General features: G+C 59.4%; 11 protein-coding genes. 10 read left to right on the top strand and 1 reads right to left on the bottom strand.

Annotated features, from left to right (window positions below):
* The first annotated feature begins 118 nt into the window (after nt 1-118).
* The 10 genes from OGI63_RS06405 to OGI63_RS06360 all read left to right on the top strand — a co-directional run bounded on the left by OGI63_RS06405 (nt 119) and on the right by OGI63_RS06360 (nt 15229).
* Nucleotides 119-1390: an alpha-amylase family glycosyl hydrolase gene (locus OGI63_RS06405; RefSeq protein ID WP_011743122.1), complete on the top strand. Its 1272-nt coding sequence runs from the start codon at nt 119-121 to the stop codon at nt 1388-1390.
* Complete coding sequence (locus OGI63_RS06400) at nt 1321-1623, top strand: alpha amylase C-terminal domain-containing protein (RefSeq protein ID WP_231837108.1); 303 nt, start codon at nt 1321-1323, stop codon at nt 1621-1623. The genes OGI63_RS06405 and OGI63_RS06400 overlap by 70 nt, the downstream gene beginning before the upstream one ends.
* A gap of 317 nt (nt 1624-1940) precedes the next feature.
* Nucleotides 1941-7220 (top strand): type I pullulanase, encoded by a 5280-nt coding sequence (pulA, locus tag OGI63_RS06395; RefSeq protein WP_011743123.1) that lies wholly within the window; start codon nt 1941-1943, stop codon nt 7218-7220.
* A gap of 123 nt (nt 7221-7343) precedes the next feature.
* Entirely contained in the window at nt 7344-9005 is a 1662-nt protein-coding gene (locus OGI63_RS06390) for a CTP synthase (protein WP_003809478.1), read from the top strand.
* Nucleotides 9006-9163: 158 nt separating this feature from the next.
* A complete protein-coding gene (sufB, locus tag OGI63_RS06385) occupies nt 9164-10684 on the top strand; it encodes a Fe-S cluster assembly protein SufB (RefSeq protein WP_011743124.1) in 1521 nt (506 codons plus the stop codon).
* A gap of 5 nt (nt 10685-10689) precedes the next feature.
* Nucleotides 10690-11913, top strand: a complete 1224-nt coding sequence (gene sufD / locus OGI63_RS06380; protein WP_003809475.1) for a Fe-S cluster assembly protein SufD — start codon at nt 10690-10692, stop codon at nt 11911-11913.
* Nucleotides 11914-11928: 15 nt separating this feature from the next.
* Nucleotides 11929-12708, top strand: coding sequence for a Fe-S cluster assembly ATPase SufC (gene sufC, locus OGI63_RS06375; protein WP_011743126.1), 780 nt, complete (start codon nt 11929-11931; stop codon nt 12706-12708).
* Nucleotides 12705-13979 carry a cysteine desulfurase gene (locus OGI63_RS06370; protein ID WP_011743127.1) on the top strand — a complete coding sequence of 425 codons (1275 nt, stop codon included), beginning with the start codon at nt 12705-12707 and terminating at the stop codon, nt 13977-13979. The genes sufC and OGI63_RS06370 overlap by 4 nt, the downstream gene beginning before the upstream one ends.
* A gap of 6 nt (nt 13980-13985) precedes the next feature.
* Nucleotides 13986-14537 (top strand): Fe-S cluster assembly sulfur transfer protein SufU, encoded by a 552-nt coding sequence (gene sufU / locus OGI63_RS06365; RefSeq protein WP_011743128.1) that lies wholly within the window; start codon nt 13986-13988, stop codon nt 14535-14537.
* 104 nt (nt 14538-14641) lie between these two features.
* Nucleotides 14642-15229 (top strand): metal-sulfur cluster assembly factor, encoded by a 588-nt coding sequence (locus OGI63_RS06360; protein ID WP_011743129.1) that lies wholly within the window; start codon nt 14642-14644, stop codon nt 15227-15229.
* Between the two features lie 117 nt (nt 15230-15346).
* Here OGI63_RS06360 and glgC read toward each other — a convergent pair whose 3' ends face one another.
* Nucleotides 15347-16591: a glucose-1-phosphate adenylyltransferase gene (glgC, locus tag OGI63_RS06355; protein WP_003809465.1), complete on the bottom strand. Its 1245-nt coding sequence runs from the start codon at nt 16589-16591 to the stop codon at nt 15347-15349.
* Nucleotides 16592-16729: the final 138 nt, after the last annotated feature.

Here is a 16729-nt window from a genome sequence, read left to right as displayed (position 1 = left end):
GGCATCCGGCTTTTTCGTGCCAATGAGGACGACGCATATCCCGGTCTCCCCGGATTGGTATACAGTGATATTGCAAACGTATGCAAACCGGGAGCATGGCGAAGTGACGAAGAGGTCGATGACTATGGGCGCAATCGCAAGAAGAATCACACGTGTCATTACGGCGGTCGTATGCGTCGCGGTATCGGTCGGTGTCTCAGTCGCCACGCTTCACGTGCCGACACGTGAAGGCGGCGGGGAACGTTTCAATCCCGCGCGATACCGCAGCGACGTGATCGTGACCATGTTCCAAGCCAATTGGAAATCCGTCGCCCGCGAATGCGGCGAAGTGTTGGGACCCGAAGGCGTCGGCTACGTACAGGTCTCGCCGCCGCAGGAAAGCATCCAAGGCGCGCAGTGGTGGACGAGCTATCAGCCGGTAAGCTACAAACTTGACTCCAAAGAAGGCACCGAAGCTGAATTTAAGAACATGGTCCGGCAATGCAAGGCCGCGGGCGTCGGCGTGATCGCGGATACGGTCATCAACCACACCACCGGCGTCGACAAAACACAAGGGACCGGCACCGCCGGAAGCCCCTACGACAATAAAGGCGATTTCCCTGAAGCCGGATACACGCCATCGGACTTCCATGCCCCCTGTTCTATCTGGACGTACCGCGACGCCGAAAGCGTGTGGAACTGCCAGGTATCGGGTTTGCAGGACCTTGATACATCAAGCCCGCACGTGCGCGACGTGCTGTCTGACTATTTTGTGAAGCTTCTCGACTACGGCGTCGCCGGATTCCGCGTGGATGCCGTCAAACACATGCCTCCGGAAGACGTACTGGCCATCAAGAAACTCGTTGCGAAGAAATCCGGACGTTCCATGAACGACATCTGGTGGACGCAGGAAGTGATTGGCGACAATGCGGAAGCCGCCGAAATCCAACCGAGGAACTATCTCAAAACCGGCCAGGTGAACGAATTCCAGTACGCATATCGGCTTAAGTCCCTGTTCTCCAACTCGCTGGCAGGCGGAAGCCTGTCGATCAAAGACATTCCGCAGAACATCACCGACAGTGGCAAGGCCAGCGTATTCGTGACGAATTGGGATACCGAACGCAACAACATGACGCTCACCTACAAGGACGGCGACGCCTACCAGCTAGCGAACGCGTTCATGCTGGCCTACCCGTATGGCACCCCAACGTGTTCTCCGGATACGAATTCCATGACACCGACTCGGGAGCTCCAGGCGCCACTGCAACCAGCGTGCCCGATATTGACTGCTCCAAAGACTCCGGCTGAAGCTGCACCGAACGCTGGCCTGACGTGCACGGTATGGTCGGCTGGCATAATGTCGCAGGCGACGCGCCGCTCTCCGATTGGCAGGATGACGGCGACAACATGATCGCCTTCGGTCGAGGGGGACGTGCCTTCATCGCCATCAACAATTCCGTGCGCACACGTACTGTGACGTACCACACGGCTTTGCCGGCAGGGGAGTATTGCGATGTCTATGCTTCCGCCGACTGTTCCGGCAGCGTGCATGTGCGTTTCGACGGGGATGCCACACTGACGGTTCCTGCCGGTAGTGCAGTGGCCTTCCATATCGCCGCGACACCGTATACCGTGAGACAATGATTGCAATCGTTTGCTGTTTTTGCAGCTATTTCTGAATGTTTTCTGCTTGACTTGCAGAAAAAAATTTTGCTTGCAGCAACAGGTTGCACTTCGGCATATATGAAGTGCATGTGCAGCAGAGGGTCACGCTGTTTCATTGCCACGCGCAGCCATTGGCATACAGTTAACTCTGATTCAGAGTGTAAACGTATGCATATTCATCGTCGAGTGGATTCTGAATCATCCGCGTGGATGCGGATGTCCATGGCGCATACGTTGCCGGTTGCGGAGCCTGCCATGGGCGCTTGAACCGGCCTCACAGATGAGAACGGAGAACAATGGTCGTTCAGACGAACCGGCCGTTTGGCCGTGTGGTGGCAATAGGAGCCACCGCAGCCATGGCGTGCGCCTCGCTGGTCGCGGCGCCGATTATGGCCCAAGCGCAATCCAACGCGCAGGTCAGCGCCAAAAAGGATGTGCAGGTCATCGCGTTCCAACAGACATGGAACACGATCGCCAAGGAATGCACCGAAACATATGGTCCCGAAGGCGTGGGCTACGTCGAAGTATCGCCGCCGCAGGAATCCATCCAAGGCACCCAATGGTGGACGAGCTACCAGCCGGTGAGCTACAAGCTTGACTCCAAACTCGGCGCCGAAGCGGAATTCGCAAGCATGATCAAGCAGTGCAGCGCCGCCGGCGTTAACGTCATCGCCGATGTGGTTCTGAACCAAACCACCGGATCCGATGTGGCCAAAGGCGAACAGGCCGGCGTTGCTGGAAGCAAATACAACGGTTCCACCGGCGACTACCCGGGATTCGCCACCAAGCAGTATCCGGACGGCATCACCGCAGCAGACTTCCACAGCTGCGACAAGAACATCTCCAACTACACCAATCAGCAGGAAGTGCAGGAATGCCGCCTGAGCTCCATGTGGGACTTCAACTCCGAAAACGAGAAGGTGCAGGACATCCAGTCCGACTATCTCGTCAAGCTGTGGAATCTTGGCGTACGTGGCTTCCGTATGGACGCCGTCAAGCACATCCACACGGACAGCATGAAGGCCATCAAGGAGAAGTTCGCCAAGAAGATTGGCCAGAACGCCAATGACATCTACTGGATTCAGGAGGTCATCGGCAATTCCTCCGAAGCCGCAGGCATCCAGCCGGGCAACTATGTGCAGAACGGCACCGTGACCGAGTTCGGCTTCAAGTCCGAAATGAACCAATACTTCAAGGACAAGGTCGCCAAGCTCAAAGGACTGAACGAAAGACTGAGCAAGGATCTGGCCTCCAAGGACGCCAACGTGTTCGTCACCAACTGGGACACCGCCCGCAACCAGGGCGCGCTCACCTACAAGGACGGTGCGAAATATCAGCTGGCCAACGCGTTTATGCTCGCCTACGATTACGGCACGCCGCGACTGCTCTCCGACTACAAGTGGGATGACGGCCACAATGATGACGGTGCGCCTGGCGCCACCGCGGCTTCCGTGCCGGACGTGGATATGAACAAGGAATGCTCCACGAACAACTCCGCATGGAACTGCGAGCAGCGTTGGACCTCCACCCGCGGCATGATCGCCTTCCATAATTACGTAGGTGACGCCGAAATGACCGATTGGCAGGATGACGGCGGCGACAACATCGCCTTCTCCCGCGACGACCGTGGTTTCATCGCCATCAACAACGGCAAGAAAGAGAAGGACGTCACCTATACGACGTCCCTCGCCGACGGCGAATACTGCGACGTGTATGCCACAATGGACTGCTCCAAGACGGTGACCGTCAAGGGCGGCAAGGTCGAGACGAAGGTTCCGGCACGTTCCGCGATCGCGCTGTATGCAGGTGCCACCAAGGCCTCGCATCCCGCCGCCTCCACTGCGACCGATCCGTCCGATCCGGACGTAAGCAAAATCGACGACGAGGTGACGGCCACCGACAAGACCATCACCATCTATTACAAGCCCGCGGATTCCACATGGAAAACCCCGAAGGTGCACTATGGTCTTGGCGACGACTGGAACCAGCCGGAAGCCGACATGACGCTCGATGAGCAGGGCTATTACCGTGCCACCATCGATACGAAGGGCAAGAAGATCGACTTCGTGTTCCATGACGCCGACACGGATCAGTGGGAGAACCCGGACGGTGGAGGCAACTACCATGCCAACGCCGGTATCATCCAGGTCGGTGTGGCCGGCCAGGAGCTGTCCATCGGCAATCCCGAGTCCGTCGGGCAGAAGACCCGTCTCGTAGTGCACTACAAGCCCGCAAAGGCTGATGGCCAGCGAGGCGTATACGTGTGGGGCACCTCCACTGACGGAACCGATATCACGGCCACGAACCATCCGTTCACCGGAACCGATTGCTGGGGCAAGGTGGCGACGCTCGACTTCGATGGCGAATTCACCGATTTCGGCTTCATCATCACCACCGAGGACTGGAACAAGTACGGTGGTGACCGTAAGGCCACGGTCAATAAGACCGGCACCGCAGAAGTGTGGATCGACGGCACCAAGAACGAGGACAAGGGCGAATCCACCACAGTGGAAACCCTCGACTCCGCTCCCGCCGACTACAATTGCAAGGCCGATACCGTGAACGTCACCGTGCATTACTACCGCGATGACGGCCTCTACTACAATGCCAAGGACACCAAGGTGACCGTGCCGCAGTGGGATATCTGGACCTGGTCGAGCAATTGGAACGGCGGCAACGCCACCTTCGATTCCCATGACGATTGGGGCGAGGTCGCGAAGTATTCCGTGCCGAATTACACCTATAGCAACGCGGATGGCAATTCCGACATCGGCATGCTGCGCAGGTATGGTTCTGACGCATGGGCTTCCAAAGACCCGGATGACGCCAACCATATGATCCCGTCCGACGCGCTCGTATTCGACGCAGACGGCAACGCTTCCGCCGAAGTGTGGCTGGTCGGCGGCGATCCCACGGTGTATTCCTCCCGTCCGTCTCTGAAGATCGCACTTAAGTCCGCTGAGATCTCCGATTTCAAGGAACTGACCGCGCGTCTGTCGAAGAAGCCGGCCGATGGCGCCATCACGAAGGCCATGGTGGCCGTCAAGGACGCCGATGGCAACAAGGTCGATGTTGAGGACGTCACCGTCAATAAGAGCACGGTGAAGATCAAGACCGCCAAGAAGCTCGCCGTCACCGGCAAGTACACCATTGAGATCGAGGGCATGGGCTCTCAGACGGCCATCGCCGGCGCTCTGGTGCGTACCGACGCCTTCGACAAGGCATACGCCTATGATGGCGACGATTTGGGCGCTACCTTCAAGGAGGCTCGGACCGGTTTCAAGGTGTGGGCTCCGACCGCCACCAAGGTAGAGCTCGTCATCTACAAGTCCACCGATCCGAACGCCGAAGTCGACAAGACCATCGATATGACCGGCGAAGACAAGGGCGTGTGGAGCGCCACGGTGAAGAAGCTCGCTTCCGGCACCGCATACTCCTACAAGCTCACTTTCGCCGATGGCACGGTCAACACCTCCTCCGATCCGTACGCCACCGCCGCGGTCGCCAATGGCGAGCGTTCCGTGGTGCTGTCCAAGGAGGATATGGGATCCGCCGGCAAGCGCATGCCGGCCTTCGGCAAGACCACTGACGCCACCATCGCGGAAATGAACATTCGCGACTTCTCCATCAACCCGAATTCCGGCATTTCCGCAGACAAGCAGGGCAAGTACCTGGGTGTCGTGGAATCCGGCACGAAGACGAAGGAAGGCGCCACCTCCGGCCTTGACTACCTGAAGCAGCTGGGCATCAGCCATGTGCAGATCATGCCGATGTACGATTATGGTTCCGTCGATGAGACCGGCGACCTGAGCTACAACGCGAATGGCGCGCAGAACTGGGGCTACGATCCGGAGAACTACAACGTGCCGGAAGGCTCGTATTCCTCCAATCCGTCCAACCCGAGCTCCCGTGTCGCCGAAATGAAGCAGATGGTCAAGGAACTGCATAAGAACGACATCCGCGTCATCATGGATGTGGTGTACAACCACGTCTACAATGCGGCGAACCACTCGTTCAACAAGACGGTTCCGGGCTACTATTTCCGCTATGACGCCAACGGTTCGCTGGTCAACAACTCCGGCTGCGGCAACGATACGGCCTCCGAACGCAAGATGATGCGCAAATATATCGTCGATTCGGTGACCTATTGGGCGAAGAACTACAACGTGGATGGCTTCCGATTCGACCTTATGGGCCTGATCGACACCGAAACCATGAAGGAAGTCCGCGCCGCGCTCGACAAGATCGATCCGTCCATCATCATCCTCGGCGAAGGCTGGGATATGAACACCACGATGGACAAGAGCAAGATGACCATCCAGCCGAACGCCTACCAGGTCGCATCGGACGGCAAGAACAACGGCATTGCCTTCTTCAACGATTCCATCCGTGATGGTCTGAAGGGCTCCGTGTTCGACAGCGCCGACACTGGCTTCGTGTCCGGCAAGGCCGGTCAGGAGAAGCTCATCGCGCACAATGCGTTGGGCTGCCAGTATGACGCCGAAGCGGAAACGACCTGCTGGAACGGCAATGCGCAGGATCATTACGCGGATGCCGGCCAGGTGGTCAACTACGCCGAAATCCACGACAACCTGACCCTGTACGACAAGCTCAAGGCATCCGTTCCGACGGATGACGAGGCCACCACCGTGGCCCGCGCCAAGCTCGCCGATTCCGTGGTCTACCTGTCCGAAGGCATTCCGGCCATCCAGCTCGGCCAGGAGTTCCTGCGCACCAAGGGCGGCAACGGCAACAGCTACAACGCAGGTGACGCGGCGAACGCCATCGACTGGAACCGCGCCGCGCAATACGCCGATTCCGTCGACTACGTCAAGGGTCTGATCAAGCTGCGTAAGCAGATCAAGGCGCTGCGCCTGACCAACTACGACGACATCAACGACAGTGTGACGATGCTCAAGTCCGATGAAGGCGTCGTAGCCTATCAGGCAAAGGATTCCAGCGGCACCTACATGGTGATCTTCAACGCCAACAACGAGCCCGCCGCCGTTGAAGGCATAGGCGCCGGCAAGTACAACGTGCTCGCCGGCGACGGCACCGTGTACGACGAGAACGCCAAGGATGCCTTCGTCCGCAAGGGCTCCACGTACACTGCAGGCGCGCTGTCCGCCACCGTGCTCAAGGTCGCCTCTGCCGACGATGTCGTTCCCGTTATCAGCGGAATGACCGAATCGACGACCATCACCGTGGGATCCAAGTTCGATTCGATGGCCGGCGTCACTGCCGATGACTCCATTGATGGTGATCTGACCGACGGCATCAAGGTCGAAGGCACTGTGGACGCCGGCAAGGTGGGCGACTACAAGCTGGTCTATTCCGTGAGCAATTCCCGCGGCAAGACCACAACGTTTACCCGAACGGTCCATGTCCAGAAGAAGGTTGTCGTCCCTACGGCCGAGGCGAATGCAGCCAGCGGTAAAAAGAACGAGAACGCATCACGGGCGCAGAGTCCGGCAACCGGCTCCAACGTCATGGGCCTCGCCCTGGCGATCGCGGCGCTCGTCATCGCAGCGGGCGCGCTGATCGTCTCCCACAGGAAGGAGGTCAGCAACCGATAAGACCATAATCGTCTGACTGCATCTCCTATTCCTGGAAGATGGGGCCGCGCATGAAGCGCGGCCCCATCTTTTCATATAGTCCGAAACACGCCACGTCTCACACCGCTGATAAACTGAAGTTCCATGGTTAGAAGACAACATGGCAATTCTCAAGAGCACGTCACCAAGCATATTTTCGTTACCGGCGGCGTAGTCTCCTCCCTTGGCAAAGGCCTGACCGCCTCCTCCCTTGGCCGCCTGCTCCGTAGCCGCGGCATCAAGGTTTTGCAGCAGAAGCTCGATCCGTACATCAACGTGGATCCGGGCACGATGAATCCTTTCCAGCACGGTGAGGTCTATGTCACCGAAGATGGCGCGGAAACCGATCTCGACATCGGCCACTACGAGCGTTTCCTCGACGTGTACCTGAGCCAGAAGGCCAACGTCACCACCGGCCAGATCTATCAGGAGGTGCTGCGCAAGGAACGCGCCGGCGAATACCTCGGCCAGTGCGTGCAGGTCATCCCTCACATCACCAACGAAATCAAGTCCCGTATGCGCGCGCAGGCGTCCGATGACGTCGACGTGATCATCACCGAAATCGGCGGCACCGTCGGCGACATTGAATCCCAGCCGTTCCTGGAGGCCGCTCGTGAAGTACGCCGCGACCTGGGCGCCGAAAACTGCATGTTCGTGCACGTCTCCCTGGTGCCGTACATCGCCGCCGCGCATGAGCTCAAGACCAAGCCGACCCAGCATTCCGTCATGATGCTGCGCCAGCTCGGCATCTCCCCGGACGCGCTCGTGCTGCGTTCCGACCGGCCGCTCAACCAGTCCATCAAGGACAAGATCTCCCTGATGTGCGACGTGGACTCCGAAGGCGTCGTCAACTGCGTGGACGCTCCGAGCATCTACGACGTGCCGAAGACCCTGTTCGACGAAGGCCTCGACGCCTACGTGGTGCGTGAACTCGGCCTGCCGTTCCATGACGTCGACTGGGACGAGTGGGAGGACCTGCTCGAACGCGTGCACCATCCGAAGCACGAGGTCAACGTGGCCATCGTCGGCAAGTACATTGACCTGCCGGACGCCTACCTGTCCGTCACCGAGGCCATCAAGGCCGGCGGCTTCGCCAACTGGGCCAAGGTCAACGTCAAGTGGGTGGCCGCCGACAAGTGCGCCACCGAAGAAGGCGCCGCGGCGGCCCTCGACCAGGTCGACGGCATCGTGATTCCGGGCGGCTTCGGCATCCGTGGCATCGACGGCAAGATCGGCGCCCTGCGTTACGCCCGCGAGCACAAGCTGCCGGCCCTCGGCCTGTGCCTCGGTCTGCAGTCCATGGTCATCGAATACGCACGCGATGTCCTCGGCATCACCGACGCGAACTCCTCCGAATTCGATCCGGATTGCGCCAACCCGGTCATCGCCACCATGGAAGAGCAGAAGGACATCGTCGCCGGCAAGGGCGACATGGGTCACACCATGCGTCTGGGCTCCTACCCGGCGGAACTGGAGGAAGGCTCCATTGTCGCCGAACTGTACGGCACCACGCATGTCACCGAACGCCACCGCCACCGTTACGAGGTGAACGTGGCATACAAGGATCGTCTGCGCGAAGGCGGTCTGGTCATCTCCGGCCAGAGCCCTGACGGCGAACTCACCGAATTCGTCGAACTGCCGCGCGAGGTGCATCCGTTCTACGTGGCCACCCAGGCCCATCCGGAATTCAAGTCCCGTCCGACCAAGCCGCATCCGCTGTTCGCGGGTCTGGTCAAGGCCGCTCTGGACCACCAGCAGGCGCGCTGAGACGATTTGAGCGCATAAGCTCGATTCATCGCAAAGCGGAAGACCGAATCTGCATGGTCTTCCGCTTTTTTGTAAGGCAAATCACGGGCGAATACTGTCGAATTTCGAATAAGGTCTAGTGTTTCGCTGTGTGTTCTGTTAGGTTGTCATAGGTATCAATGAGTGAATGGAGGCAGCGTACGGTGGCAGAGAACCAAGCGTCCAACGCCGCGGCCGACGTGGAGATGAGCCAGTATGTGGCTGATCGCACGCGCGTGAACGAAGACAAGATCAAGCAGGATGACGAGATCATCGAGCAATTCGGTGACTACAACTACGGTTGGCACGATACGGACTTCGCCGGCGAGGCGGCGAAGAAAGGCATCGACGAGAACGTCGTGCGTGCCATCTCCGCCGACAAACACGAGCCGGAATGGATGCTGGAAAAGCGATTGGAAGGGTATCGCGATTTCATCAACCGTCCAATGCCGCAGTGGGGCGTCGATTTGAAGGACTTCGACGCCGACGATTTCAAGTACTACGTCAAGCCGATCGACAAGCAGGCCACCACTTGGGAGGAACTGCCCGACGAAATCCGCTCCACGTACGACAAGCTCGGCATTCCGGAAGCGGAGAAAAGCAGACTCGTCTCCGGCGTCGCCGCGCAGTACGAGTCCGAGGTCATCTACAATTCAATCCAGAAGGATCTCGAAGAGCAGGGCGTCATCTTCGTCGACACCGACACCGCCGTGCAAAAGTACCCGGAACTCGTCAAGAAGTATTTCGGCAAATGCATTCCGAGCAACGACAACAAATTCTCGGCATTGAACACCGCCGCATGGTCGGGCGGCTCGTTCGTATACGTGCCGAAGGGCGTGCACGTGGACATCCCGCTGCAGGCATACTTCCGCATCAACACGCCGAACATGGGACAGTTCGAACGCACGCTGATCATCGCTGATGAAGGCTCCTACGTGCATTACGTGGAAGGCTGCACCGCGCCGATCTACTCCACCGACTCGCTGCATTCCGGCGTGGTGGAGATCTTCGTCGAGCCGCACGCCCGTGTGCGTTACACCACCGTGCAGAACTGGTCGAACAACGTGTACAACCTGGTGACGCAGCGCGCCTACGTGCGTGAGGGCGGCACCATGGAATGGGTGGACGGCAACATCGGCTCGAAAGCCACCATGAAGTATCCGGCATGCATCCTCGCCGAGCCGTATGCGAAGGCCAGCACCATGTCGTTGGGCTTCGCCGGTAAGGGACAGTACCAGGACACGGGCGCGAAGATGATTCACCTCGCCCCGCATACCAGCTCCACCATCGTGGCGAAGTCGATTTCCCGTGGCGGCGGACGTTCCGCATACCGTGGCCTCGTCAAAATCGTCAAGGGCGCGGAAGGGTCCTCCAATTCGACGGTCTGCGACGCTTTGCTCGTCGACGAATTCAGCCGTTCCGACACGTACCCGCATGTGGATGTGCGTGAGGACAACGTCTCCATGGCGCATGAGGCCACCGTTTCCAAGGTCTCCGAAGACCAGCTGTTCTATCTGATGAGCCGCGGCCTGTCCGAAGACGAGGCCATGGGCATGATCGTGCGCGGCTTCGTCGAACCGATCAGTCGCGAGCTGCCGATGGAATACGCGCTCGAATTGAACCGTTTGGTGGAATTGCAGATGGAAGGATCGGTGGGCTGATCACCATGGCACAAACTCAGGAAATCAACATCCCCGTCGCGGATCCGTCCGATCCGTACGCGAATCCGGCGGCCATGCCGTCATCCGCGGACCGCGCTCCACGCTCATTCGACATCGAAGCGTTCGCCAAGCCGGACCGCAAACAGGAGGACTGGCGCTACACGCCGATAGAGCGCATCGAGGAGTTCTTCGATGTGTTCGAACCATCCAATGAAACGCAGGTCACCGTTTCCATGATCGACGGGTCGCCGCTTGCCGAAGGCGTCACGTATGCCGAAGGCACGGTGGGGGACACCGGCACAGGCATCGTCTCCAAGCCGAACGACCGCGTGTCCGCAGTCGAATGGAATTCCGGCAAACGCGCTGGAATACTGACCATCGACGGTGAGATCGACCAGCCGGTGCTCGTCAAAATGCATGGCACCGGCAAGGACCTCGACGCGTTCCACCTGTCGATCATCGCAGCCGACCGCGCCCATGCCGACGTGGTCGTCGAACATGACGGCGACGCACGTCTCGCCGAAGGCGTGGAAATCACCACAGGCAAGGACTCCCACATTTCCACCACCTTCATCCAGGAATGGAACAAGGACTCCAAACACGTCGGCAACCAGCGCATCCACGTGGGCGAGGAGGCGTCCCTGCGCCATTCCGTGGTCACCCTCGGTGGTGATGTCGTGCGCATTCGCATGGACCAGGACTTCGGCGGCGAACAGGGCGACCTCAACATGCTCGGCATCTACTTCGTGGACCCGGACGAGCATATCGAACACCGCACGATGGTGGTGCACAACCATCCCGAATGCAAGAGCCGCGTGGTCTACAAGGGCGCGCTCGACGGCAAGGGCGCGCACTCCACATGGGTCGGCAACGCGCTGATCGAGCCTACCGCGCCAGGCACCGACTCCTACGAGCTCAACCGCAATCTGGTGCTCACCCCAGGTGCCATCGCCGATTCCGAGCCGAATCTGGAAATCGAAAACGGCAACATCATCGGTGCCGGCCACGCCTCATCCGTCGGACGATTCGACGACGAAGAGCTGTTCTACCTCGAATCGCGCGGCATCTCGGAAAACGAGGCCCGCAAGCTCGTGGTGCGTGGCTTCTTCGGCGAGCTCGTCGAGGAAATCGGCATTCCGGCGATTTCCGAGCATCTTATGAACGTCATCGACAAGCGCCTGGCCCGCGGCGAAAGCGACGCGATCGCACAGGTATTGGAAGAGAAATAATCGTCAGGAGAAACCATGTCAACCCTTGAAATCAAAGATCTGTACGCGCACGTCGAAACCAAGGACGGCATCAAGCCGATCCTCAAAGGCGTGAACCTGACCGTCAACTCCGGTGAAACCCATGCCATCATGGGCCCCAACGGTTCCGGCAAATCCACCCTGGCATACACGCTGGCCGGCCACCCGAAGTACATCGTCGACTCCGGCCAGGTGCTGCTCGACGGCGAGGACATCCTCAAGATGACCCCGGACGAGCGAGCCAAGGCGGGCATCTTCCTGGCCATGCAGTACCCGGTCGAAGTGCCGGGCGTGTCCATGACCAATTTCCTGCGCACCGCCAAAACCGAAGTGGACGGCAAGGCGCCGGCCATCCGTACGTGGACGAAGGAACTGTCCGAAGCCATGAAGCGGCTCAAGATGGACCCGAAGTTCGCCACCCGTTCCGTGAACGAAGGCTTCTCCGGCGGTGAGAAGAAGCGCGCGGAAGTGCTGCAGCTCGAACTGCTCAAGCCGAAGTTCGCCATCCTCGACGAAACCGACTCCGGCCTCGACGTCGACGCGCTGCGCATCGTTTCCGAAGGTGTGAACCGTGCCAAAGAAGCCAACCAGTTCGGTATCCTCATGGTCACCCACTACACCCGCATCCTGCGTTACATCAAGCCGGACATCGTGCACGTGTTCGCCGACGGCCACTTCATCAAGACCGGCGGTCCGGAACTCGCCGACGAGCTTGAGGAGACCGGCTACGACGCATACCTGCCGGAAGGCTCCGATTCGGAAAGCGCATTGGCATGACCGATTTCGCAGCGATCCGCAGCCAATTTCCGATTCTCGACCAGGAAATCCACGGCCATCCGCTGGTATACCTCGATTCCGCCGCGACATCGCAGAAGCCGCAGTGCGTGATCGACGCGGAATCGGACTTCTACCGCACCATCAACGCCGGAGTGCACCGAGGCGCGCATGAGCTTGCCGCGCGTAGCACCATGGCGTTCGAGGATGCGCGCGCCAAAGTGGCCAAGCTGGTTGGCGCCGATTCGGCGGAAGGCGAAGAGGAGATCGTCGTCACCGCCGGCGCCACCGCAGGACTGAACCTGTTGGCCACCGCATTCGGCAACGCGTCGCTTGGACGCGGGGGAGAGGCCGCCAAGCGTTTCGCGTTGAAACCGGGCGATGAGATCGTCGTCACCAAGGCGGAACACCATTCCGTGCTGCTGCCGTTCCAGGAACTTGCGCTGCGCACCGGCGCCACGCTCAAATGGTTCGACTTGGACGAGGAAGGCCGTGTGCGTTCCGACACCGCGAACGAAGTAATCACCGACCGCACGAAGATCGTTGCCGTCACGCATGTGGGCAATACCACAGGAGCGATTACCGACATCGCGCCGATTATCCGCCGCGCCCACGAGGTGGGTGCCGTGTTCGTGCTCGACGCATGCCAGTCCGTGCCGCACCTCAAAGTGGATTTCCACGCTTTGGACGTCGACTTCGCCGCATGGAGCGCCCACAAAATGTATGGCCCGACCGGCGTCGGATTCCTCTATGGCAAGCGTGAAATGCTTGAGGCATTGCCTCCGGCCAATTTCGGCGGATCCATGGTGGAGCTTGCCTGGATGGACCAGGAAGCCCAGTACATGGAGCCTCCCGCACGATTCGAAGCGGGCACGCAGCCGGTGGCACAGGTCGTCGCCGCCGGTGTCGCCGCCGAATGGCTGATGAACATCGGCATGGAAAACCTCGAGGCGCACGAACGCACCATCACCGACGAACTGCTCAAAATGGGCGATATCGACGGCATCCGAATCCTCGGACCCCGCTCCAACAAGGAGCGCATCGGTACCGTCGCGTTCGAAGTCGAAGGCGTGCACCCGCACGACGTCGGCCAGTTCATCGACGCGCAGGGCATCGCCATCCGCGTCGGACACCACTGCGCGCAGCCGGTGCACCGCCACTTCGGCGTGTATGCCTCCAACCGCGCGTCCAGCGGCATCTACAATTCGGTCGAAGACGCGCAGGCCCTCATCGAGGCGCTCGGCAAAGTTCGTCCGTTCTTTGGAGTTGAGTAACGAAATATGAGTGATTTTGAGATGTCCGGAAGCGACCTTGAGCAGATGTACCAGGAAGTCATCCTCGAAGCCGCGAAGAACCCGCACGGCAAGGAGCATTTCGCACCTGACCTCGCTTCGGAAAACGCCTCGCATGCCGCCGAAACCACGGTGCAGGCCAGCCACGAATACTGCACGCCGGGAGAATCGCACCAATTCAACCCGACCTGTGGTGACGAGGCCACCATCCATGCCGAAGTCTCCGATGCCGAGCCATACACCATCGAACGGCTCGTATGGGATGGCCACGGATGCTCCATCTCCCAAGCCAGCCTGTCCGTCATGGTCGATCTCGTCGAAGGCAAAACCGTGGACGAGGCCATGAAACTCGCCGAAACCTTCCATAAGCTTATGGAGTCACGCGGCAAAGGACTGAATGACGAACAGGCCGAGGAATCCTTGGAGGACGGCATCGTCTTCCAAGGGGTCTCCCAGTATCCGATGCGCATCAAATGCGCGCTGCTCGGCTGGGAGGGCATGAAGGACGCCGTGGCCAAGGCTCTGGCCGCGAAAGCCTGAGCCTTCAACTCGGCGTTTGGAAAAACACTAGTGACAAACCCCAAGCGACGCGCTATTCTTGCTCAACAGATACAAGCAACGTCCATCAACAGTTTGGAGAGACAATGAGCGACACCCTGGTACCCGAACCGCAGGCGTCGATCTTCGATTCCGTGACCAAGGCCTTGGGCAACGATGAGGACGCGGCCCGTCGCGTCATGCTCAATCCGAACCTGGCCAAAGGGTTCAAGGACGGCAAACCGGTGAACAAGGAATCCAAAAAAGACGGGCAGGACACTTGCGGCTGTGGCAATCATGCCGACGCGTGCGGATGCTCCCAACCGCAGGATGACGACATTCCGCTGAAAGCCGTCGACGATATCGGACGTGCCACGGCAGCTGACGTGAAAGAAGCCCTGCACCAGGTCATCGACCCGGAACTCGGCATCGACGTCATCGACCTTGGTCTGGTTTACGGCATCGAAATCGACGAACTGGGCCGAGCCATCATCACGATGACGCTCACCACGCCGGCCTGCCCGCTGACCGACCTGATCGAAGACGAATGCGCCAGCACCCTCGCCGGTCTCGTCGAAGAATTCCGCATCGACTGGACCTGGCAACCTCGTTGGACGATGGACAAGATCACGCCGGAAGGCCGTGACCAGCTCGCCGCGCTCGGCTTCAATTTCGACAATCTGCCGAAATACTGACGTTTGCTGCGGTTGCCGTGCAGTGAACCGCAGCCGCCAAACGTAAGAAAAACGGAACAACATACGAAAGGCGCGCCTCCCGAACGGGGAAGCGCGCCTTTCGTATTACGACGTATGTCAGTCGTCGACCACGGTACCCTTCGGCACCACGGTGATGCCTTCCGGCGTGACGGTGAAGCCACGCGCCAAATCATGCTCGGTATCGATGCCAACGGTCGAATTCTCCGTCAACACGACGTTCTTGTCGAGAATCGCCTTGTAGACCCGCGCGCGACGGTTGACGACCACACCGTCGAACAGAATCGAATCGACGACCTGAGACCACGAATGGATGCGCACGTTCGGCGACAGGACGGAATGGTGCACCTCGCCGCCGGAAACGATGACGCCGGGGGAGACGATCGAATCGGTGGCATGGCCCAGGCGGTCGCGGCCGGCATGCACGAACTTCGCCGGCGGCAGGTTGCCGGACAGCGTGTAGATAGGCCATTCGGTGTTGTACAGGTTGAACTCCGGCACATAGGAGATCAGATCCATATGCGCATCGTAGAACTGCTTCAGCGTGCCCACGTCACGCCAGTAGGCGTGGTCGGTCGGTGTGGCTCCCGGAATCTCGTTGGAATTGAAATCGTAGACGCCGGCCTCGTTGCGTGCCGCGAAATACGGCGCGATGTCGCCGCCCATATCATGCTTCGTATCCTCGGCCTTCTCATCCAACGAAAGCGCCGCGAACAAGGCATCGGTGTTGGCCACATAGTTGCCCATGGAGGCCAGGATGGAATTCGGGTCGTCCGGCAGTCCCGTGGTGGTCTGCGGCTTCTCCTGGAAGCTCTTGATCATATTCGGATGATCGGGATCGACCTCGATCACACCGAACTGGTTGGACTGGCTGATGGGCTGACGGATGCCGGCAACGGTGAATTCCGCGCCGGATTCGATGTGCTGCTGCACCATCTGCTGGAAATCCATGCGATAGACATGGTCGGCGCCGACAATCACCACGATGTCGGGCTGCACGTCCTCAATGATGTTGATGGTCTGGTAGATGGCGTCGGCCGAGCCGAGATACCAATGCTTGCCGAGACGCTGCTGCGCCGGCACAGGGGAGACGTAGTTGCCCAACAGCGGCGAGAAACGCCATACAGTGGAGATATGGCGGTCAAGCGAATGGGACTTGTACTGGGTAAGCACGACCGTCTGCATGTAGCCGGAATTCACCAGATTGCTCAGCGGAAAATCAATCAGACGGAACACGCCGCCGAATGGGACGGCAGGCTTGGCCCTGTCCCTGGTCAATGGCATCAGACGGGTGCCCTCACCGCCTGCCAGCACGATGGAAAGAATCTTTGGGTTCTTCGCCATGGGAACTCCTCTCTGAGAGCGTCTTGCGACACCGTACGCACGGTCGGTCCGCTTCATCACGAAACCGCTTACGCACACTATGATTGCATAAATTCAGCAAATCGCAAGGAGTTTGCAGCGCGAGTCTTGAAAATTTCC

The sequence above is a fragment of the Bifidobacterium sp. KRGSERBCFTRI genome (assembly GCF_025908335.1).
This window is presented reverse-complemented; position numbering and strand designations above follow the sequence as displayed.